The organism is Duncaniella freteri, from assembly GCF_004766125.1.
GTDB classification, from domain to species: Bacteria; Bacteroidota; Bacteroidia; order Bacteroidales; family Muribaculaceae; genus Duncaniella; species Duncaniella freteri.
The window spans coordinates 626,383-648,126 of sequence record NZ_SJSA01000002.1; the positions used below are offsets into that span (position 1 = coordinate 626,383).

The following is a 21,744-nucleotide window of genomic DNA, read 5'->3' on the forward strand; positions in this document are numbered from 1 at the left end:
GAAGTGACTGAGAATTACACTTTGTATTCGTACTTGACTTCTCTGAGCTCCTCATTAGCCTTGACTATCTTCTTGGAGAGAGTGGCGCGGTAGGCTTCATAACGAGCTGCAAGATCCGGATCGGAGAGAGCGAGTATCTGTACGGCTGTCACAGCAGCATTCATCCCGGCATTGATACCCACAGTCGCCACTGATATACCCGGAGGCATCTGCACTATAGAGTAGAGGGCATCCATTCCGCTAAGTGTGGAATTGATAGGAATGCCTATGACCGGAAGCGGAGTCATTGCGGCAATCACTCCAGGCAGAGCAGCAGCCATGCCGGCAGCAGCGATTATCACCTTTATGCCTCGCGCCTGTGCCCCTGTGGCAAACTCCTCCACCTCACGTGGAGTGCGATGTGCCGAAAGGGCATTCATCTCAAAAGGCACCTGCATATCATTCAGAAAATCGGCAGCCTTCTTAAGAATAGGGAGATCGCTTGTGCTCCCCATAATAATACTCACAATTGGTTTCATCAGTCAAATATGCAATATTGATTGGTTATTGAAATATTACGGAAAAATCATTGAGGGAGATGTATCATTGTGCAGAACCATACACAGACAAAACCGTTGAGCGCACCCGCCAACACCTGCATAAGTGTATGGCATTGCAGATACACACGTGCAGTCATCACAAGCCCTACAAGCACCACTGTCACCGAGAGCCACACATTCAGGTCGCATACAGCCTGATGAGATGCCGCAAGACGGAACATCATGGCTGCCAGTCCTCCCATAGCGGCAGAGTGTGCCGATATCTTCCATTTAAGATTCACGATTATGTTCACGAATGCGGCTATCGCGCCACCCGCAAAAAATAATGTGAGCCACTGAGGGGCACCTGCCCTGAAAAGGAAATATCCGCAACCGAGATAACAAAGTATGATAAGGATATACGGTATTGAACGCTCCGACCTGGAATTCAGCCCTGGATCGTTTACAACCCCTGATTTATACAACCCGATTATGCCGGCAAAAGGTATCACACAGGTCAGCACGAATGTTATAGCGATCGTGGTCCACAGTACCTTGGAGGGCAGCACCACAAGCATCGAAAGGAATGATGCAAGTATCATCGCATAAGTGGGCACCAACAGCGGTGTAAAAATGCTGGAGATGATCTGTGATATCCGTTTCATAATTATATTTTTTTTCTTAGTCTGGCCACAGGTATTCCGAGACGTTCACGATATTTAGCCACCGTACGCCTGGCTATGTTGTAGCCCATTTCATTCAACATGGTCGTGAGAGCATCATCGCTGAGAGGCGAAGCGGTGTCCTCATCTGATATCAAGCCCTTTAGGGAGGAAAGAATTTCGTGCGATGAAGCGTCCTCCTCGTCATTTACCCTTTCATTGAAAAAGAATTTCAGAGGATACACGCCACCCGGAGTGGCAACATACTTACCGGCTGTGGCTCGTGAAATAACCGAAATATCCAGTCCGGTAAATGAAGAGATATCTCTCAACACCATGGGCCTGAGTCTGCTCTCATCTTCAGAGACAAAGAAATCTTTCTGCCAACGTACTATCGCCTCCATCACATTCATCAGCGTGGAGCGTCGCATCCTAAGGAGCTCTATAAAGTCCGAAGCCTCCTCCCTCTTTTTTGTTATGAATGACTGAGCTTCGCTCTGTCGTTTTCCCGAAGATGCATTCCATGGCTCTCCCCCATTATCATACGCGACAAAGCTCCGTTCTATCACCAGATCAGGGATATTGTTGGGCATGGTTACGGTCACACGGTCATTCTGATCCACATCGACATAGAAATCAGGGATTATATGTCGTGTACGGTCATCGGCATCGCTCTCTCCTATCCGGCTTGCGGGCTTCGGATCAAGAGAGCGTATCACCTCATCAGCAGCCTTAAGAGATTCACGGCTCACGCCAAGCATTGATGCAAGACGATCAAAATGTCTTAGTGAGAAGATGTCGAAATAATCCCTCACAATCTCACTCGCAAGGCGTGTCGAATCATTCTCCGGGAGCCTTTTAAGCTGCAAAAGCAGACAATCCCTGAGATCATTTGCGCCTACTCCTGCCGGATCAAGACGGCGTATGGCATTATAGACGGTTTTTAGTTCCTCAGCAGTAACTTCGATACCGGCATCAAAAGCAAGGTCGTCCTCAATCTGCTGAAGCGAACGTGTCATATATCCGTTGTCATCAAGATTTCCTATCACATATCTTGATATGTCAAGCTGGCGTTCCGACATTTCAGTCTCAGCAAGCTGTGTCATCAGATAGTCTATCAGTGACCCGCCGCCAGCAACAGCAACAGGCTCGAATACAGAATCGTCGGCACTTCTGTTGTTTATCCCCAGTCGATAAGGAGGTATATCATCCTCACTCGCATAATCGGCAAGCTGCATATCGTCAGCCGTTTCATTGAACGACTCTTCCGCACTGTCATCGCCAGCCACGGAGTCAGCTACCTCAAGAGCAGGATTGTCGTCAAGTTCGCGGCGCACCTCCTCTTCGATTTCGGGTTCGGACATCTCAAGCATACGCACAAGCCTGATCTGCAACGGCGACAGACGCAGCTGCATTCTCTGTTCAAGCGATTGGCTGAGAACTTCCTTCATACATTACAATTTATCAAGATAACGACATAACCGCACTCATGGTTTAACCCTAATCAGGCAACATGACACACAGTCATAACGCTCAGACATTATAGATTCCTGTCTTATACTTGGCAAGATTTTCTGATTTTAAGAACCATTCTATAGTGGCTTTCAATCCGTCACGCAGAGTGTATCGGGGTCGCCAATCGGTCATCGAAGTGATAATAGTATTATCCCCGCAAAGACGGAACACCTCACTTCCTGAAGGACGCAGCCTTGCAGGATCAGTAACATATTTCACGTCCTCGCCCATAAGCTCAGCTATGGTCTCAAGTGTTTCACGCATGGACACCTCTGTGCCTGTGGCTATATTGATCTCTTTACCTTCCACACCCGGAGTTATGCCCAATGCGATAAATCCGGCAGCTGTATCGGCAACATAATTAAAGTCTCGCGTAGGAGTAAGATCACCTACCATTATCTCACGCCTTCCTGACGCAATCTGGGATATGATCGATGGAATTATGGCCCTCGCGCTCTGGCGCGGACCGTATGTGTTGAACGGACGGGCTATAACTACCGGCAGGCTGAACGCATTATGAAAGCTCAGGGCTATGGCATCAGCCCCTATTTTCGTGGCACTGTAGGGCGACTGAGGCTGCTTGGGATGCTTCTCGTCAATAGGCACATAACGTGCTGTACCATACACCTCGCTTGTGGATGTCACCACAAGGCGGCTCACCCCGGCATCCCTGCAAGCCTGACATATATTGAGTGTGCCCTTGATATTGGTATCGACATAACTGTCAGGGGCTATATAGCTGTAAGGTATAGCGATTAGAGCAGCAAGATGATACACAGTTGTGCAGCCCTTGACAATCTCCCGACACAGGTTTGGGTCACGGACATCTCCAGTCACCACTTCAAGCCCCGGATGCTCGATTCCCTCAAGCCATCCCCAGTAATTGAACGAATTGTATTGGCTGAGTGCCCTTACATCATAACCGGCTGACAGAAGAGCTTCTACAAGGTGAGACCCTATGAATCCGTCAGCTCCGGTAACGAGCACTTTTTCTCTTTTTGATTGCATTATAGATGATTCCAAATAAATTTCTGTTTAATAAGCCTTTCTTAACACATATCGGTATTTAACACCATCAGTATCCGAGACATACCATAACCGCATGTCCGAATAGGTCAGGGTCTCTATATTCAATGGTGTTATATCATTGTCAATTAGATGCAATGCCGAAACTATCGGGGCATAACTTGAGGATGAGAACTTGAGCATCAACATATCGTTGTCCCTGGTCCACATTCCTCCTGTTGCATAAACCTCATTATGAAGTCTGGACTCTCGGATCATGATCATATCACCCTGAAAATCCCAACTGTAAAGAAGCACATCATTATTATAAATCGGTAGCTCCTCTCCGTCGGCACTGAGTGACACAAGCTTCCAACGGCCGAACAAGTCACCTATATCCCCGTCATTGTGTGTGCATCCTCCAAAAAACAGAGGAAGCATCATCAGCAATAGTATTATACAGCGAAACTTGGCAAACATGATCTCAGAAATTTAATAGTCCGTTATACTTTACTGACACCATCGCACCAAATGAATTGCATGGCATATCGCCACGGTCCAGCCCTAACTGGGTGTTCACGCTCAACCCTTTCACACTTTTAGACCGCCAATTGATCTCTGCCAAGAATGATGCCAGATGAATAGGCTTGACAAAGGGTATGCTGCTGTTGCCGTAGGCCTTTCGGTATCCGCCTTTTAGCCTGTAAGACACACTCGAAGTCATGTCTCCTTCTATGCCCACATGAAATGCTCGCATCACATTACCTACAAATTTAATATAACCATCTCTGTTATATATAGGTGACATCATGGCAGGAGTACCTATCGACATTCCGAAATAGGCATATGAAGCATACAGCCCATGGTTATAATAATTATCCTGACCTGACACATGGCTTGTGATCGATGTGCCGGGATAGTCGGCTGGATTATGTGTTATAGGTCCTCCATGGTTGGTGAGATCAAGATATTCAATCAACGCTCCTGATATCACACCCTTATTAGGAGCCTTATATTCAAGCCCCCACAGACCGTCCCAGCCATTCTGTTTGGCTATGCCGGAACCATCCTCAAACGGCCATGAGAAATATCCTGCCACCTCATGACCACCCTTAAACCTGTATCGAGCCCTAAAGTCCCATGCTCCAAGATGATTTCCGGAATAGAAGCCTTCTCCTCCATCTTCTGTAGGCATCAGCATCTGAAAGAAGGTATGCAGCTTGATGGGCTTGTTATCTGTTCTGACCAGAACCCCCTTTGAATAATAATCCGAAATCCCGCCAAACTCTCCGGCAGCCTGCATGCCAAATGTAACGCAGAAAGGCTCAGACGGTCGTGTGCGGAAGTAGCACCGTTTATAATTGTACCACTCATTACGTGGCAGATAATCGTTATAATAGTTATAATGATCGCGCCACCACCCATTGTCCAGCCTTTTTCCGTAAGACACCTCGCCTTGAATCTGCATCCACCCATTCGTGAATGGGATATCCTGAAAATCAACGAATCCCACCCTTAACTGCGGAATCGGACGGCAATTTCCGCTCTCCACAAGGTCACCGCTTGTCAGACGTTGATTCAACAATGCGGAGGTGTGTTCCTTCATCCCGAATGAAGCGAATACTCCTCTGTACTTCACTTCTCCATATAGCTGCTGAATCCATACGGAAGAAGGGCGTTCAGTATGACACACCCATCCTTCGGTGTCTTTGTCATATCTTTCATACCCAACCCCTGATGCATATCCGGCTATCACATCCGCACTGTAGCCATACGAGAACCGGTCACCCTTATTCATCGCACGCGACACAGAGATCTCAGCCTGCAAATTTTTAGAGCTGGAAAACCGTCCATGCTTCAATGAGGATATATAATAAGGAGCGAAGTCTCCGCTACCATACCCGGCAGAAAACGACACCTCACAATCCAGCCCTTGCTGCGAGAACGACGGTAACACAACGACGGCAAATGCCATGAGCATTATGAGGGATCTTGTTTTCATACTTACTTGCACAATTATGGAATCAATCCACAAATTTAGCAATTATTTTATAATACACAAAATGACGATTTCCAACACATGTGGCAATTTAACAAAATCACGTCACATTAACAATATTTTTGTCAAGCCATAGTGCGGAATGAAAAATAATTGCTAACTTTGCGCTCGGTACGATTCTAATATTATACTTCATCAATAACAAATTTATCTGTATAAAATGGTAAATTATAAAGAATTAGGGCTCGTAAACACCAAAGAGATGTTTGCCAAGGCCATCAAGGGAGGCTACGCCGTTCCCGCGTTCAACTTCAACAACATGGAGCAGCTCCAGGCTATTGTCAAGGCTGCTGCCGAAGAGAAGTCTCCTGTGATTCTTCAGGTATCAAAAGGCGCGCGCAACTATGCCAATGCCATACTACTGCGATACATGGCCCAGGGAGCTGTTGAGTATGCCAAGAGCCTCGGATGGGAAAATCCTCAGATTGTTCTCCATCTCGACCACGGCGACAGCTTCGAGATCTGCAAAGACTGCATCGACAACGGATTCTCATCAGTAATGATCGACGGCTCCCACCTCCCCTACGAAGAGAACGTCGCTCTCACAAAGCAGGTGTGCGAATACGCCCACAAATTTGACGTGACCGTAGAAGGTGAGCTTGGTGTGCTTGCCGGCGTAGAGGACGAGGTTTCATCCGACCATCACACATACACCGATCCTGAAGAGGTAATCGACTTCGCTACCCGCACAGGCTGCGACTCGCTCGCTATCTCTATAGGCACAAGCCACGGCGCATACAAGTTCACTCCCGAGCAGTGCACACGCAATGAAGAGGGCAAACTCGTTCCCCCGCCGCTGGCATTCGATGTGCTCGATGCTGTAATGGAGAAGCTCCCCGGTTTCCCCATCGTGCTTCACGGCTCATCTTCTGTTCCCCAGGATGAGGTTGACACCATCAACAAGTATGGCGGCAAGCTTCCCGACGCTATCGGCATTCCTGAAGAGCAGCTCCGCAAGGCAGCAAAGAGTGCAGTATGCAAGATCAATATCGACTCTGACAGCCGTCTCGCCATGACAGCCGCCGTACGCAAGGTCCTCGCAGAAAAGCCTGCCGAGTTCGACCCCCGCAAGTACCTCGGTCCTGCTCGTGAAAACATGGAGAAACTCTACAAGCACAAGATCGTCAATGTGCTTGGCTCCAACGGTAAAGCATAATGATTATCTAAGGAAATTATTCTTTTAGACATTATTTATAATTTTTGCACTGACAATGATTCGTTCGGGCGCGTGATGCCTCCGGGCGAATTTTTTATTCTGCCGTTTGAGTTGACTTTTTCAGTTCCACGAAAAACACCTTGCATATCAAGATTGTTAATATCACAAAAACTAACAATGACAACTCATCACTCTTCAACTCCCAACATTCACAATGCCGAGAAAGAGACGTTTGCTGACAATGTGTTTTTCTCTGCCCGCCGGGCACTCTCCCACCATGCCAGTGGCGGCAATGTGCTCATGTTAGCCACTCTGCTCGCACTGCTTGCAGCAAATATCCCAGGGATCAGCACATTTTACAGTGAGTTCTGGGGCCAGGAAATGCGATTGCAGATCGGAGACTTCAACCTGTTCTCCCACGCCGGCCATCCAATGACCGTCCTACAGTTCATCAACGATGCACTGATGGCGATATTCTTCTTCAATATCGGGTTGGAAATCAAGCGCGAAATACTTGTCGGAGAACTATCCTCCTTCCGTAAGGCACTGCTTCCGGTACTCGGAGCGATAGGTGGCATGATCATACCTGTGAGCATATTCTTCATCATGTCACAAGGCACAACTTATACTGACGGAGCCGCCATCCCCATGGCTACCGACATTGCCTTCTCGTTAGGCATCATAGCCTTGCTCGGCTCAAGAGTGCCGTCATCACTGAAAATTTTCCTCACCACTCTTGCTGTTGTCGACGATATCGGAGGCATAATCGTCATAGCCACGTTCTATTCCGGACATATCGACATGGCGTTTATAGGTTACGCAGCCATCGGACTGCTTGTTCTTCTTGCCGGAGGGGCAGTGCTTAAGATTCAGACCAAGATGTTCTACTTCATCATAGGCGGTGTTGTATGGTTCCTTGTCCTGAATTCCGGCATACATCCCACTATAGCCGGAGTGCTTGTGGCATTGTGTGTGCCGTCAGTGCCTGTCTACGCCCCAGGCAAATACATAAAAATCATACGTGAGAACATACGCAGATTCCGTGAGGATGACGATCTAGACCCGAATTCACGTACCATACTCAGCCATGAGCAGATGGACTGGCTCAAGGAAATCGAGACAGCATCCGACCGTGTGATATCTCCGCTCCAGGACATGGAGGACCAGTTGCACCCGCTCACCGACTATCTGATCATCCCCCTGTTTGCCTTCGCCAATGCAGGAATATACCTTCTTGACATCGAGCCAACAGCTGTTGTCAGCGGCATAAGCCTGGCAATAATGGTATCTCTCGTTGTCGGAAAGTTCGTTGGCATATTCCTGTTCTCATGGTTAGGAGTCAAAACAGGCATAGCCCCGATGCCGGAAAAATCCAACTGGAAGATGATGAGTGCGATATCACTTCTCGGAGGCATAGGGTTCACGGTGTCCCTTTTCATCGCGTCACTGACATTCGACACCTCATATCCGATAGGGGCTGAGATGCTCGACAACGCCAAACTCGGTATCGTCGCCGGCTCCCTCACAGCAGGACTGTTGGGCTATATGCTTCTGCGCATCACTCTTCCAAAAAGCGCAAATGCAATAGCGCCCGGCACAACATCTGCCACGCACAATGAACAAAGACAATAAAAAAGCTTCTAAAATTATACAATTAAAGAAATTTTTCCGTAAATTTGCATCCGTAAAAAAGAAACCCAAAATATTATCATCAATGACTATTGATCAGTACAATTTCAACGGCAAAAAGGCTATCGTGCGCGTTGACTTCAACGTTCCCCTGGACGAGAACGGCAACATCACTGATGACACCCGTATCCGCGGTGCCCTCCCCACCCTCAAAAAAATCCTCAATGACGGTGGAAGCCTCATTATCATGAGCCATATGGGCAAGCCCAAAGGAAAAGTCAACCCCAAGATGTCACTCAGCCAGATAAAAGAAGCCGTAGGCAATCACCTTGGCACAGAGGTAAAATTTGCCGATGATTGCGCCAACGCATCAGAATTTGCGGCTGCTCTCAAGCCCGGCGAAGTGCTCCTGCTCGAAAACCTTCGCTTCCACCCCGAAGAGGAAGGCAAGCCTGTAGGCATCGACAAGGAAGATCCCGCTTACGAGGCTGCAAAGAAAGAAATGAAAGAGAAGCAGAAAGAGTTTGCCAAGACCCTCGCTTCCTACGCTGACGTATATGTCAACGATGCATTCGGAACAGCTCACCGCCGCCACGCATCCACTGCTGTGATCGCCGATTATTTCGACGCTGACAACAAAATGCTCGGCTACCTCATGGAGAAAGAGGTAAATGCCGTTGACAACATCCTCTCTGACATCAAGCGTCCTTTCACCGCTATCATGGGCGGATCGAAAGTTTCCACAAAAATAGGCATCATCGAAAACCTCATGGACAAGGTGGACAACCTCATCCTCTGCGGTGGTATGACCTACACATTTGCCAAAGCTCTTGGCGGAAATGTTGGCAAGTCAATCTGCGAAGAGGATAAGCTCCAGCTCGCTCTCGACATCATCGAAAAAGCCAAGCAGAAAGGTGTCAACCTCGTGATCGGAACTGACTGCGTTGCCGCTGACGATTTCAGCAACGATGCCAACACCATGGTGGTACCGTGCATGGAGATCCCTGCTGAATGGGAAGGTCTTGACGCTGGTCCCAACACACGTGAGGCTTTTGCCAATGCTATCAAGGGCGCAAAGACCATTCTTTGGAACGGACCCGCCGGAGTGTTTGAATTCGACAACTTCACAGCCGGCTCACGCGCTATCGCTGATGCCATCGTTGAAGCTACCGAAAACGGTGCATTCTCTCTCGTAGGTGGAGGCGACTCTGTGGCCTGCATCAACAAGTTCGGCCTTGCTGACAAGGTCAGCTATGTATCCACCGGTGGTGGTGCCCTCCTTGAAGCCATCGAAGGCAAGGTGCTCCCCGGCATAGCAGCTATCCGCGGCTAAAACAAACTATTCTATAAATAGCTGCATGATGATTAGTGATTAATCCGCATACAGCGTCCCACAGCGTCGTCATATTTACGTAATGACGACGCTTTCTTTATATCCTTATAAGCCTTTCGGTCAACATTAGGAGCCATGTACTCCCAGAACGGTTTCATCTTGCCAAGTATCTGCACATCACCACACAGGGTGTCACAATAATGGGAATATATGGAATTATGCAGCCTGACGAAAGCCTCCATCTTCTTATCGAGATCCCACTCGACCCCATTTCGCCATTCTTCAACTATCGACGGACGAGAGAACAATCCCCTGCCGATCATCACACCAGCCACACCGGGATATGCCGACATCACTTCATCTATCTGTTCGGGGCGCACTATATCTCCGTTATATATAACCGGATGTGCCGACGCGCCGAGCACCATTGCAAACTCATCCATAAACAAATCCCCGGAATACTGCTGGCGAGCTGTGCGCGGATGCACAGTCACATGCCGTAGAGGTATGGTGTTCAGGACAGCAAGCGCATCTCGCCATTCATCGGGACACTCGACACCGAGACGCATCTTTGCTGAAAACGACAAGTCGCCATACTCTGCCGTAATGACCGCCGACACCTCTCTCAAAAGCTCTATATTACCCAATATGCCGGCTCCTCGTCCGTGATGGACCTGTGGAGGAAAAGGGCACCCCATATTCATATCCGCTACACTATAACCTGCGATCCGGATCTCATCACAAAGCATTCTGAACTCCTTGATGTCTCTGAATATGATCTGCGGCACAAGTGTAAGCCCTTGATTGAACTCCGATTTCAGGTCTCTGACATCACGACGCCTTACCTCTCCACGCTCCACACGCATAAACGGAGTGTGATAAGCTGCGACAGAACCACCACCATACACCTGATGATGAAAATGTCGCCATACAGGATCAGTCAACCCTTGGATGGGTGCTGAAAAAATCATAAAACTGTTCTTTTCTTCCATATCGATGGCAAAATTAGTGAAAAAGTCAGCTCGATGTGTTGACAGTCTTGATTTTTTTGACTATTTTTGTATCAGTCCAGGAGAATATTCGGCGTTTTGCGACAAATAAGATCCAATACGTCAATGGGTTTAAACCTTTTGTCCTCCCGGATGTCTAATATATTAAAAGCAGATTACAACAATAGTTAATTATCTCTTCCGATGAAAATCAATCGCATACTTCTCACCCTGGCAGGCATAGTGGCAGTCACTTCGGCAGCCACTGCCCAGTCGTTCTTCGATGACGACATCTATTATGATGCCTCGAAGGATAAGTCTACGCCAAAAACGACCAAGACAATTCGTCAGACATATTCCACTCCATCAACAGTCATAGTAGCCGAATACCCTTCTGCTGACACCTATACTGTAAACGGCACACGCAGGATAAGCATTGACGACTATAACCGCCGCGGTATATTCGCCAAGGATTCCCTGTCCAACGACACCACTGCTACTGACTTTGCATACACTCGTCGCATAGAGCAATTCTACAACCCCGAAATCGTGAGCGGTTCCGGCGATCAGGAACTTGCCAACATATACTACATGGAGCCTGAGCGTGTCAACATATATGTCAACACACCATCAGCCTACTGGGGCTATGATTATTTCTATCCTCACTTCTCATGGTACTCTCCTTATTGGAGCTTCAACTGGAGATGGAACTCACCTTGGTATTGGGACAGCTGGCATGATCTGTATTGGTCCTGGAACTGGGGATGGGGTCCTGCTTGGGGACCATCCTGGGGCTGGGGACATCCCAGTTGGGGATGGGGCCCTGCGTGGGGTCCGTCCTGGGGCTGGGGACATCCCGGCTGGGGACCAAGCCACCCGGTCAATCGGCCAAATGTACCCGGATATCGTCCCGGCAATAACCGCCCGGCATATGGCAACAACACTTCAGGCATAATCAACGGAGGCCGTCGCCAGCAGATACGCAACAGCAATTCCGGATCATACAACCGCCCGTCTACAAACGGTCGCCGACCCGGCGTATCAACCAACTCCGGCAACTCCAACCGCCGTCCGAACCGGGGTGTCACCACACGACCATCCTACAATAACAACAATGACGGATACACTCGTCCTTACAACACAAATGGCGGGCGCAGTTCCGGATTTGGCAACTATAACGGAGGCTCGTCACGTGGCAGTTCCATTGGCAGCGGCTCATACGGAGGCGGCGGACGCTCAAGTGGCGCAGGACGTTCAGGCGGACGTGGACGCCATTAATCCATAATGAACAATAGAATCATCAGGCGTTTTTGCCCGATGGTTCTATTTTCATAACCATTATCCCCCCATCCTCTCTCAACTATTTCGCAACCAATAATGTTGTAATTAAATAATACTCACATTATTCAACAGCACATTTATGAACAAGCATCATCTCTTAGCACTCGCCATAACTCTCCCGGCATGTGCTTATGCCCAGACAGCTGTGGACGCTTATTCCGCATCCCAGCTCGACCTGCGCGGATCAGCACGCTTTATGTCGATGGGCGGAGCCTTCACAGCTCTTGGCGGAGACATATCTACATTGAACCAAAACCCCGGCGGCATAGGAGTGTATCGCAGCAGCGACATATCGCTGACTCTTGATCTCGAACCTCAGTCCACAAAGTCCTCTGTAGGCTCTCTTACCGACAAGAACAGCCAGACCAAATTCGGAGTCAACAACTTCGGATATATCGGCTCAGTCAACACCGGCAGCAGCGCAATGCCATTCTTCAACTGGGGTGTCAGCTTTTCTCGTGCAGCATCATTTGATCGCCGTTACGGCGGTCGCCTCGGCGAGATAGGCACTTCCTACACCAATATGGTTGCCGATTACACTACCTATGACGGTTTCACTCAGGGCGATCTCTTAAACAATAATCCGTATTTCGATTCGGATGCCCCATGGTCAAGCATACTGATGTTTGACGGATTCGGCATAAACCCTACAGGTCCAGGAGCCAACAGTTATACAGGTCTATTCAATTACGGCAGCACCACAGGCGAAGGATGGTACGATATTGAAGAGAAAGGACATGTCGATGAGTACTCTCTCAATTTCGGCGGCAATGTAATGAACATCCTGTACTGGGGCATAGGTTTCGGAATAACCGACATAGATTTTAAGCAATATGCCTATTATGGGGAAGCGTTCAATGCTCCCAATGTGCCGAGTTTCACACCTAAGCCCACTCCTGACGATCCAAATGCCGGAGACTATGGCTACTATTCCGGAAAAGATTATCCTCAGAACACAGGGGATTACGGCTTGACCAATTACAAGCACATCTGGGGAAGCGGATTCAACTTCAAGGCCGGCGTCATTATAAAACCGGTCAATGAATTCCGACTTGGTATTGCAGTCCACACCCCTACCTACTACAATCTCTCATATGAGGGCAACGCCACTATGGCATTCGGTTATGACTCGCCACAGTACACTCAGAATGAAGCTAATAAATTCAACAACGGTCAGACAAGCACCGAATGGGAAGATTTCGACTGGAAGCTCCAGACTCCATGGCGTTTCATGGTGGGAGCTGCCGGTGTGATCGGCGGACGCGCAATAATCAGTGCCGATTACGAATACCGTGCTTACAGCGACATGAAAGTCAAGGACTGGAACGGCAACAACTATAATGCCTACAATGATAACATAAAGACCTTCTATAAGGGTGTAAACATCATACGCCTCGGAGCCGAATACCGCGTGACTCCCGCATTCAGCATCCGTGCCGGCTATAGCTATGAGTCGAGTCCGGTACAGACACAGCTCATTGATCCCGCAAATAACAGCGAAGTGATCTATGTCCCCACATCAGGTGCTTACGACACCGAGACTCAGCCATCATTCACACTCGACCGCAGCACAAATTATATCACATGCGGACTCGGTTATCGCTACAAGAATTTCTACGCTGACCTCGCATACGTATACCGTCACCGCGAAAGCGACTATCAGGCATTCACCAATTATGAGGAACTTATGAATCCCGGCTCTTTTGTCTATGCCCCTAAAGCTAAAGTAACATACAACAATAGCCAGTTAGTGCTCACTCTTGGTGTCCGCTTCTAAAAAACATCTTTTTTAATGGCAAGAAAAAAGACCGCTTCACCTCCTTCACGTCAGAATGACGCGGAGGAGGTGATTGACCTTGACAATCCCGAGTTCCAGAAGGCTTGGGAATTGTTGCAATATACCAGTCAGTCCGTGTTCCTGACCGGAAAGGCAGGCACAGGCAAATCCACATTCCTACGTTACATCACCCGCCACACAAGCAAGCCTTATGTGGTGCTCGCACCTACAGGCATTGCGGCGGTGAATGCCGGAGGACAGACCCTCCACTCATTTTTCCGTATACCGTTCAAGCCCATCACGCGCGATGACCCCGACTTTAAGCGTGACCGCCTGAGACAGCGAATGAAATATCCGGCATCACTCATCAAACTTATACGAAATCTTGAATTGATCATCATCGACGAGATATCGATGGTGCGTGCCGATATAATCGACTTCATCGACAAGCTTCTTCGATTCTATACCCACAATGAGCGGCAGCCTTTCGGTGGCAAGCAGCTGCTGCTCGTAGGCGATGTGTTCCAGCTTGAGCCTGTGGTGACCGGTGATATGCGCGACATTCTGCGCAACTATTACCGGAACTTCTATTTCTTCAATGCCGATGCTTTCCGCGACATAAAGATTGTACCTATCGAGCTCAGGAAAGTGTATAGGCAGACCGATATTGACTTCATTTCACTCCTCGACCGTATACGTGCCGGCATATCTACCCCCGACGACCTTGCACGACTGAATTCTCGTGTGGCACCTATGCAGTTGCCAGGAACCAGCAGCACAAAAAGATCCGACAAGGATTTCACCATGACACTCGCGACTCGCCGCGACATGGTCGACAACATCAATGAAGCCCATCTCAGCGCAATAAAGAAACCCACAGTCACTTTCACCGGCACCATCAAAGGTGAGTTCCCCGATAACTCCCTCCCCACCGATCTGGACCTATGCCTGAAGGAAGGGGCACAGGTTGTTTTCATAAAGAACGATCCTGAACGCCGGTGGGTAAACGGCACGGTGGGAAGAGTGTCAGCTCTCGCTGCCGACCTTCTTGAGATCACCCTCGAATCTGGAGAAACTCATCGGGTCCGCCAAGAGATATGGAGCAATATCAAATACACATTCAACCCTTCATCCAAAGAGATAAAAGAGGAGGAATTGGGAAGTTTCACACAATATCCCATCAAACTTGCCTGGGCTCTGACCGTGCACAAGAGCCAGGGTCTGACATTCAATAATGCTATAATCGATCTCGGTCATGGCGCATTTGCCGGAGGGCAGACCTACGTGGCTCTCTCTCGTTGCCGAAGTTTCGAAGGGCTCACGTTAGCCTCTACGGTGGCTGACAGGGATATATTTGTCAATCCCGCGGTGACACAATTCTCTCGTTCGTTCAATGACCAGACGCTGATAAATGAAGCCCTGGAGAAAGCTCGTGCCGACAGTTGCTACGATAAAGCCCTAAAACTTGCCGATAAAGGTGAGTTGCCTGAAGCGTTTGACATGTTTGCCGAAGGATTGCGTAACCGTTCCATCCTTAATAATCCTGCACTTATGCGTTTTGCCCGCAGGAAACTCAATGTGGTGAAACTCATGAGCGACCGCATAGCTCATCTTGAAGCCAAAATCAAAGCCGATGCCGAACGGTTTGCCGATATGGCAAAAGAATATATCTCCTTAGGGGATGATTGCCTGCAAGATGAAATGCCGCTTCCGGCAATAGCCAACTACGGCAAGGCCCTCACCCTGTCCCCTACTCTTATCCCGGCTCTCTACGGCAGAGCAAAAGCACACGCTATGCTCGGAGAAACGGATAAAGCTCTTGATGACTATAAAACAATCCTTGACAATGACAGAGCCGACATAAGGGCCGTTATCGAAATGGCATCATGCTATATGGCTGAAGGGGATATCCACAATGCCATGGACCGATGCATGCTTGCTCTTGACATGCTCGACGATATCGAATGTCCGCGCCAGTTGCAATGCAGACTGCACACATGCCTTGCCCACATATTCGAAGAGACAGGCGACTCCGAGGAAGCAGCCCGCCACAGAGCTATAGCAAAAAGGCTGAAGCGTTAAGCCTCAGCCATGATAACTGTTTAACGGTATAAACCTCAAAAAACTGTTTTCGATTACCGCTACGCCGTTGAAATCAACGGTGGAGTGGCATTCTCCTGTGAATTCTCTTACCGAACATTCACACTTCCCGACGTCAAGTCCGCGGTCTGAAGGCACAGTCTCACCGGAATATGTCACTATGACATTCCGGCACCTCCTGCCATTAACAACAGCCATGTGGCATCTCACTGAAGCCATGACCTGATCCGTTTATCGGTTTTTGACAACATTCTGCCCCTCTCGGGCCCTTACATTGTCGTTTCTGCCACGCGTACGCACAAGGCTTATCGAATCCAGATAGGAAATCTCCTTGGGAGACGCGGCATAATGTATGGCTCCATACACCGTTGACGCAACTTTAGCCGAATCCAGCACAAGCAGCAGACGGTTCATGCCGTCGGCAGGTCCATTGTACCATCGGTACTCGGTTGTTCCGTCATTATAATCAACCGCCATATTGAGTGTCACAAGATTATGTGTATTCACACCCTTGACCGACAGGGTGTAACGGTCACCACGATCCCAGTTCTTATCCGACGACACATTGAACGATATGAAATCCGAAGGTATGTTGGCAGTGTTTCTACGCATCTTTATGCCTGACCAAATATCCACAGAATCACCGTCAAGGCTCATATGCCGTGGAGCACCATCCGATTTGCCACCTGCGCGCTCAGCCTCTTCGATACGTTTCTGAAGAATCTCTTCCGTCTTGTCGCACATTTCCATATATGCCTGTATATTATGGCCGTACCAGTATAGCGAGGTGTCCACAAGTTCGCGAGTCACACCATGCTTAGCGTATATCGACTGTTGCAACACCTTACGGAGCGAATCATTGCCGAACGTACGGTGCTCGGTCTCTACCACCGCATCCCCTATATATATGTCCGCCATGAGGCGTGCCATCTTGTCCTCCGAAATCACATAATCGGGGGTCCTGCTGCACGACATGAACATTACTATAAAAAGCAGTATGACAGGTATACGGCACATTTTCAGGATAATGGGTGTAATTACATCCTGCCTCTCTTCGAATAACTGCGGAGCGAAAGGTCACGCAGTCCCGAAGGGGAAAGAACATACTTGTGATAAAAGACTATAAGCACGAATATTCCGCACGAAATGGCAGCATCGGCAAGATTGAACACAGGCTGGAAAAACAGAAAGAACTGACCTCCGACAAACGGCACCCAATCAGGCCATGTGAACGAGAACAACGGAAAGTAGAACATATCGACCACCTTACCCATAAACACAGGCGCATACCCCCCGCCCTCCGGAAAGAGGCTCGCCACCTGCGGAGGCATAGGATTATTGAATATCAATCCGTAGAATACACAGTCAAAAATGTTTCCGGCAGCCCCTGCAGTAATCAAAGCAAGGCATATCAGATACCCTTTCGGCACCACTCTTATACGAATTATGCTATGGATATACCATACTAATGCCGATACAGCCACTATACGAAAAAGTGTAAGCGCAAGCTTGCTGCCTATGGTCATTCCGAATGCCATCCCATTGTTCTCAATGAACAGCAGATGAAACCATGAAAAAACAGGCATATCCTCGCCCAGATAGAAAGATGTCTTTACAGCTATCTTTATTATCTGGTCGAGGAGTACCGTTACAATAATGATGATGGCTACAATAGTGCCTCGTGAACGCATATGTGTTATTTTCTTTTCATATTCTTTGCCTCCACACTGCGTGTGGCGTGCGGCACAGCGCGTAGACGCTCCTTAGGTATAAGTTCTCCTGTCTCGCAGCATACTCCGTAAGTCTTGTTCTCGATACGGATCAATGCATTCTGCAAGTGTTGAATGAATTTCAACTGACGGGTAGCCAACTGCCCGGCCTCCTCTTTGGAGAGGGTCGTGGCCCCCTCCTCAAGAATCTTGAATGTCGGCGATGTGTCGGCGATGTCATTTCCATCGGTGTTATTTATATTGGCACGAAGAGTATCATACTCCTTCTGTGCCTTGGCGAGCTTCTCCAGAATAATCGCTTTGAACTCCTGAAGCTCCTCGTCGCTATATCTATTTTTCTCGCTCATAATAGTGTGAGTTAGGTAATTATATGAAACGTGTTAATTCCTTACTTATTTAACGAAATTTTCACATAAAGGTTCACATCATCTATGGCGAGTTCGCTGACTCCTTCCTCTCCGGCTGCAACAGGTGCGATCTCAAGAGAATTGGCAAGTACCTGACGAGATATGTAAGATGAATACTCCCTGATAGCTTCATCAGTAGCATCGCAGGGTGAGAACACAAGGCAAATACGGTCGGTGACCTCAAATCCGCTCTGCTTACGTATGTTCTGCACACGGTTGACTATCTCGCGAGCTATGCCTTCGCGCTTCAACTCCGGTGTGACAGTCACATCGAGTGCGATTGTCACCTGTCCGTTGTTTGCGACGAGCCAGCCCGGGATATCCTCCGAAACTATATCAACATCGCAAGCGTCAACATGAATCTCTGCGCCATTTATATTCAGGTCAATATATCCCTGCCCCTCAAGAGTTGCCACGGCCTTTGAATCAAGCGACTTGATGGCTTCTGCAACAGCCTTCATATTCTTGCCATGCTTCGGACCAAGCTTTTTGAAGTCAGGTTTCGCACTCTTTACAATGATGTTTTCATCATTGCCTACAATCTTGAGCTCTTTTACATTTATCTCATCCTTCACAAGCCCGGAGATCGCGTCAAGCATCGAATGCATTTCATCGTCAAGCGCAGGCACCATAAGAGAGCCGAGCGGCTGACGCACCTTAATGTTGACCTTTCTGCGTAGAGCAAGTGTCATGGATGTGATATCCTGAGCCAACTGCTGACGCTTCTCAAGCTCGGGAGCCGAGAGTGACTGATCCATCTTGGGGAATTCTGCAAGATGCACTGATGTGCCGGATGCTGTGAGGGCGCGATACAGCTCGTCGGCATAGAACGGTGCAAAAGGAGCGATGAGACGCGATACTGTCTCCAGACACTGATAAAGAGTCTGATAAGCGGCGTTATCACCACTCCAGAAACGTTTGCGGTTGAGGCGTACATACCAGTTGGAGAGCGAGTCGACAAATTCTGATATCGCACGTGCTGCACGTGTGGGCTCATAATCGTCAAGCGACTCGGTGACAGTCCCCACCAGAGTGTTGAGCAGGGAGAGCACCCAGCGGTCTATCTCGGGACGCTCGGCAACAGGAATTGCCGGAGCAGTCGGATCAAATCCGTCAAGGTTGGCATACAGTGCGAAGAAACCATATGTATTGTATAGCGTGGAGAAGAACTTGCGCGAAGTCTCCGCCACTCCGTTCTCATCATACTTGAGATTATCCCATGGTGATGAATTGGATATCATGTACCAGCGCACCGGATCGGCACCGAATTTCTCAATCTGCCCGAAAGGATCCACCGCATTGCCAAGACGCTTTGACATTTTGTTGCCAAACTTGTCAAGGACAAGCCCATTGGATACCACAGCCTTGTAAGCTACAGAGTCAAAGAGCATTCCGGCGATCGCATGGAGAGTGAAGAACCATCCGCGGGTCTGATCGACACCCTCGGCGATGAAGTCGGCGGGATATACCTCACGATTGTCAAACGCCTCCTTGTTCTCAAACGGATAATGAATCTGTGCATAAGGCATTGATCCGGAGTCAAACCACACGTCTATGAGGTCTTTCTCGCGATACATCGGCTTGCCGGACGGCGACAGGAGCACTATATCATCGACATAAGGACGGTGCAGGTCTATCTTGTCGTAATTTTCCTTTGCATATACTCCGGGCTCAAATCCAGCCTTGCGATAAAGGTTCTCCTTCATGAGTCCGGCTTCAACCGCACGGTCCATCTCGGCACAGAGCTGCTCTACCGACGAGATGCACATCTCCTCGGCTCCGTCCTCTGTACGCCATATGGGCAGAGGTGTCCCCCAGTAACGGCTGCGTGACAGATTCCAGTCCTGAAGGTTCTCAAGCCATTTTCCGAAACGGCCCGAACCTGTGGACGCAGGCTTCCAGTTGATGCCCTCATTAAGCTCCATCAGACGCTCACGCACTGCTGTGGTCTTTATGAACCAGCTGTCAAGCGGATAGTAGAGCACCGGTTTGTCGGTACGCCAGCAATGAGGATAGTTGTGTGTATGCTTCTCTATCTTGTACACTTTGTCGGTGGCTTTAAGCTCCATGCATATCTGCACGTCAAGAGTCTCGGTCTCCTCTGTGGCAGCAGGGTCGTAAGCGTTCTTGACATACTTACCTTCCCATGCCTTGTAAGCCTCCGCATCAACCATCTCGCTGACAAACTTCGGATCAAGATCACTCATCAGATAGAAACGGCCTGTCATGTCGACCATCGGACGGATATTGCCGTCACGGTCTATAAGATGTAGCGGCGGCACTCCGCTCTGCTTTGACACGCGGAGGTCATCGGCACCGAACGTGCCGGCTATATGCACAATGCCTGTTCCGTCCTCAGTGGTCACATAGTCTCCAGGTATCACACGGAACGCGCCCTCTCCCGGGTTAACCCAAGGAAGAAGCTGCTCATAATTTATACCCACAAGGTCGGCACCCTTCACTGTTGCCACCACCTCATAAGGCACAAGCTTGTCACCCTTGTTATATTCATCGAGTCTGAGCTCGCAGGCCTTTGCATTGAAAAGCGAGCCCATAAGCGCATCAGCGGCAACCACAGTGATAGGCTTGCCCGAATATGGATTGTAGGTGCGTACGATATTGTAAGCAATTTCCGGGCCTACAGCCAGGGCGGTATTTGACGGAAGAGTCCATGGAGTGGTGGTCCATGCCAGGAAATAAGGTGTACCCCACTGGAAAAGAATATCCCTGTAGGGAGCAAGTGCAGGTGAATTGTCGTCAACCACCTTGAACTGGGCCACACAGGTAGTGTCCTTAACATCACGGTAACATCCGGGCTGGTTGAGCTCGTGAGAGCTCAGTCCTGTACCGGCAGCGGGAGAATAAGGCTGGATGGTGTACCCTTTATAAAGGTAGCCCTTCTCGTAAAGCTTGCTCAGCAGCCACCACACAGTCTCGATATACCGGTTGTCATAGGTGATATATGCATTAGGCATATCCACCCAATATCCCATACGCTTGGTGAGGTCCTCCCACTGGTCAGTGTACTTCATCACCTCTCGACGGCATGCAGCATTGTATTCATCAACAGATATCTTCTTACCGATATCCTCCTTGGTGATGCCGAGCTCCTTTTCAACGCCAAGCTCCACAGGAAGCCCATGGGTGTCCCATCCAGCCTTGCGCTTCACCTGGAATCCCTGCATAGTCTTATAACGGCAGAAAATATCCTTGATAGTCCTGGCAAGCACATGATGGATGCCCGGACGGCCGTTAGCAGAAGGGGGACCCTCAAAAAACACAAACGACGGACAACCTTCGCGCTCCGACATGGTACGGCGGAACACATCCTCGTCACTCCACTGTCCGAGCACTCTCTGATTGATTTCGGGCAGATTCAGCCCGCCATATTCCTTGAATCTCTTCGCCATAATGAGATGATTTTTACTTTATTTCATCGGCAAAACCGCCGTCCTTTCAGCGCGGAATCACCCATAGTCTTAAAAATTTTCGCAAAATTAGCAAATTTTCCTCGCATTTCCCA

The 21,744-nt window shown here is 48.9% G+C and carries 18 protein-coding genes; 6 read left to right on the plus strand and 12 right to left on the minus strand.

The window, feature by feature from the left end:
* Positions 1-14: 14 nt before the first annotated feature.
* From purE to EZ315_RS12855, 6 genes are all read right to left on the minus strand, one after another.
* Entirely contained in the window at positions 15-518 is a 504-nt protein-coding gene (gene purE, locus EZ315_RS12830; RefSeq protein ID WP_135472424.1) for a 5-(carboxyamino)imidazole ribonucleotide mutase, read from the minus strand.
* Positions 519-565: 47 nt separating this feature from the next.
* Positions 566-1,183 carry a phosphatase PAP2 family protein gene (locus EZ315_RS12835; protein ID WP_135472425.1) on the minus strand — a complete coding sequence of 206 codons (618 nt, stop codon included), beginning with the start codon at positions 1,181-1,183 and terminating at the stop codon, positions 566-568.
* Positions 1,184-1,185: 2 nt separating this feature from the next.
* On the minus strand, positions 1,186-2,631 hold the full coding sequence (gene rpoN, locus EZ315_RS12840) for an RNA polymerase factor sigma-54 (RefSeq protein WP_135472426.1): 1,446 nt from the start codon (positions 2,629-2,631) through the stop codon (positions 1,186-1,188).
* Positions 2,632-2,713: 82 nt separating this feature from the next.
* Positions 2,714-3,703 (minus strand): NAD-dependent 4,6-dehydratase LegB, encoded by a 990-nt coding sequence (locus tag EZ315_RS12845; RefSeq protein WP_135472427.1) that lies wholly within the window; start codon positions 3,701-3,703, stop codon positions 2,714-2,716.
* A 27-nt stretch (positions 3,704-3,730) separates the two neighbouring features.
* Entirely contained in the window at positions 3,731-4,180 is a 450-nt protein-coding gene (locus EZ315_RS12850) for a lipocalin-like domain-containing protein (protein WP_135472428.1), read from the minus strand.
* 4 nt (positions 4,181-4,184) lie between these two features.
* Positions 4,185-5,702: a capsule assembly Wzi family protein gene (locus EZ315_RS12855; RefSeq protein ID WP_135472429.1), complete on the minus strand. Its 1,518-nt coding sequence runs from the start codon at positions 5,700-5,702 to the stop codon at positions 4,185-4,187.
* Positions 5,703-5,919: 217 nt separating this feature from the next.
* Here EZ315_RS12855 and EZ315_RS12860 point away from each other — a divergent pair, with 217 nt between their 5' ends.
* From EZ315_RS12860 to EZ315_RS12870, 3 genes are all read left to right on the plus strand, one after another.
* On the plus strand, positions 5,920-6,915 hold the full coding sequence (locus EZ315_RS12860; protein ID WP_135472430.1) for a class II fructose-bisphosphate aldolase: 996 nt from the start codon (positions 5,920-5,922) through the stop codon (positions 6,913-6,915).
* A 177-nt stretch (positions 6,916-7,092) separates the two neighbouring features.
* Positions 7,093-8,547, plus strand: a complete 1,455-nt coding sequence (nhaA, locus tag EZ315_RS12865) for a Na+/H+ antiporter NhaA (RefSeq protein WP_135472431.1) — start codon at positions 7,093-7,095, stop codon at positions 8,545-8,547.
* A gap of 82 nt (positions 8,548-8,629) precedes the next feature.
* Positions 8,630-9,877, plus strand: coding sequence for a phosphoglycerate kinase (locus EZ315_RS12870; protein WP_135472432.1), 1,248 nt, complete (start codon positions 8,630-8,632; stop codon positions 9,875-9,877).
* Between the two features lie 32 nt (positions 9,878-9,909).
* Here EZ315_RS12870 and EZ315_RS12875 read toward each other — a convergent pair whose 3' ends face one another.
* Positions 9,910-10,869, minus strand: coding sequence for a tRNA-dihydrouridine synthase family protein (locus EZ315_RS12875; protein WP_135472433.1), 960 nt, complete (start codon positions 10,867-10,869; stop codon positions 9,910-9,912).
* 201 nt (positions 10,870-11,070) lie between these two features.
* Between EZ315_RS12875 and EZ315_RS12880 the strand changes: the two genes are divergently transcribed.
* The 3 genes from EZ315_RS12880 to EZ315_RS16920 all read left to right on the plus strand — a co-directional run bounded on the left by EZ315_RS12880 (position 11,071) and on the right by EZ315_RS16920 (position 16,066).
* On the plus strand, positions 11,071-12,144 hold the full coding sequence (locus EZ315_RS12880) for a hypothetical protein (RefSeq protein WP_135472434.1): 1,074 nt from the start codon (positions 11,071-11,073) through the stop codon (positions 12,142-12,144).
* A gap of 142 nt (positions 12,145-12,286) precedes the next feature.
* Positions 12,287-13,984, plus strand: coding sequence for an OmpP1/FadL family transporter (locus EZ315_RS12885; protein WP_135472435.1), 1,698 nt, complete (start codon positions 12,287-12,289; stop codon positions 13,982-13,984).
* A 15-nt stretch (positions 13,985-13,999) separates the two neighbouring features.
* Entirely contained in the window at positions 14,000-16,066 is a 2,067-nt protein-coding gene (locus EZ315_RS16920; RefSeq protein ID WP_135472436.1) for an AAA family ATPase, read from the plus strand.
* 3 nt (positions 16,067-16,069) lie between these two features.
* On the opposite strand, the gene EZ315_RS12895 is transcribed toward EZ315_RS16920, so the two are convergent.
* From EZ315_RS12895 to ileS, 5 genes are read right to left on the minus strand one after another with little or no spacing between them, the layout of a single operon-like run.
* Positions 16,070-16,282, minus strand: coding sequence for a hypothetical protein (locus tag EZ315_RS12895; RefSeq protein WP_207104621.1), 213 nt, complete (start codon positions 16,280-16,282; stop codon positions 16,070-16,072).
* A gap of 33 nt (positions 16,283-16,315) precedes the next feature.
* A complete protein-coding gene (locus EZ315_RS12900; protein ID WP_135472438.1) occupies positions 16,316-17,101 on the minus strand; it encodes a DUF4296 domain-containing protein in 786 nt (261 codons plus the stop codon).
* Positions 17,102-17,121: 20 nt separating this feature from the next.
* On the minus strand, positions 17,122-17,775 hold the full coding sequence (locus tag EZ315_RS12905) for a lipoprotein signal peptidase (RefSeq protein WP_370463783.1): 654 nt from the start codon (positions 17,773-17,775) through the stop codon (positions 17,122-17,124).
* Positions 17,776-17,780: 5 nt separating this feature from the next.
* Positions 17,781-18,161 carry a TraR/DksA family transcriptional regulator gene (locus EZ315_RS12910; RefSeq protein ID WP_135472440.1) on the minus strand — a complete coding sequence of 127 codons (381 nt, stop codon included), beginning with the start codon at positions 18,159-18,161 and terminating at the stop codon, positions 17,781-17,783.
* Positions 18,162-18,202: 41 nt separating this feature from the next.
* Positions 18,203-21,631: an isoleucine--tRNA ligase gene (gene ileS / locus EZ315_RS12915; protein ID WP_135472441.1), complete on the minus strand. Its 3,429-nt coding sequence runs from the start codon at positions 21,629-21,631 to the stop codon at positions 18,203-18,205.
* Positions 21,632-21,744 lie beyond the last annotated feature (113 nt).

What these genes read in the sequence shown, in the direction of transcription:
- purE (WP_135472424.1), bottom strand. Translation starts at nt 518, where the DNA reads ATGAAACCAATTGTGAGTATTATTATGGGGAGCACAAGCGATCTCCCT.
- EZ315_RS12835 (WP_135472425.1), bottom strand. Translation starts at nt 1,183, where the DNA reads ATGAAACGGATATCACAGATCATCTCCAGCATTTTTACACCGCTGTTG.
- rpoN (WP_135472426.1), bottom strand. Translation starts at nt 2,631, where the DNA reads ATGAAGGAAGTTCTCAGCCAATCGCTTGAACAGAGAATGCAGCTGCGT.
- EZ315_RS12845 (WP_135472427.1), bottom strand. Translation starts at nt 3,703, where the DNA reads ATGCAATCAAAAAGAGAAAAAGTGCTCGTTACCGGAGCTGACGGATTC.
- EZ315_RS12850 (WP_135472428.1), bottom strand. Translation starts at nt 4,180, where the DNA reads ATGTTTGCCAAGTTTCGCTGTATAATACTATTGCTGATGATGCTTCCT.
- EZ315_RS12855 (WP_135472429.1), bottom strand. Translation starts at nt 5,702, where the DNA reads ATGAAAACAAGATCCCTCATAATGCTCATGGCATTTGCCGTCGTTGTG.
- EZ315_RS12860 (WP_135472430.1), top strand. Translation starts at nt 5,920, where the DNA reads ATGGTAAATTATAAAGAATTAGGGCTCGTAAACACCAAAGAGATGTTT.
- nhaA (WP_135472431.1), top strand. Translation starts at nt 7,093, where the DNA reads ATGACAACTCATCACTCTTCAACTCCCAACATTCACAATGCCGAGAAA.
- EZ315_RS12870 (WP_135472432.1), top strand. Translation starts at nt 8,630, where the DNA reads ATGACTATTGATCAGTACAATTTCAACGGCAAAAAGGCTATCGTGCGC.
- EZ315_RS12875 (WP_135472433.1), bottom strand. Translation starts at nt 10,869, where the DNA reads ATGGAAGAAAAGAACAGTTTTATGATTTTTTCAGCACCCATCCAAGGG.
- EZ315_RS12880 (WP_135472434.1), top strand. Translation starts at nt 11,071, where the DNA reads ATGAAAATCAATCGCATACTTCTCACCCTGGCAGGCATAGTGGCAGTC.
- EZ315_RS12885 (WP_135472435.1), top strand. Translation starts at nt 12,287, where the DNA reads ATGAACAAGCATCATCTCTTAGCACTCGCCATAACTCTCCCGGCATGT.
- EZ315_RS16920 (WP_135472436.1), top strand. Translation starts at nt 14,000, where the DNA reads ATGGCAAGAAAAAAGACCGCTTCACCTCCTTCACGTCAGAATGACGCG.
- EZ315_RS12895 (WP_207104621.1), bottom strand. Translation starts at nt 16,282, where the DNA reads ATGGCTGTTGTTAATGGCAGGAGGTGCCGGAATGTCATAGTGACATAT.
- EZ315_RS12900 (WP_135472438.1), bottom strand. Translation starts at nt 17,101, where the DNA reads ATGTGCCGTATACCTGTCATACTGCTTTTTATAGTAATGTTCATGTCG.
- EZ315_RS12905 (WP_370463783.1), bottom strand. Translation starts at nt 17,775, where the DNA reads ATGCGTTCACGAGGCACTATTGTAGCCATCATCATTATTGTAACGGTA.
- EZ315_RS12910 (WP_135472440.1), bottom strand. Translation starts at nt 18,161, where the DNA reads ATGAGCGAGAAAAATAGATATAGCGACGAGGAGCTTCAGGAGTTCAAA.
- ileS (WP_135472441.1), bottom strand. Translation starts at nt 21,631, where the DNA reads ATGGCGAAGAGATTCAAGGAATATGGCGGGCTGAATCTGCCCGAAATC.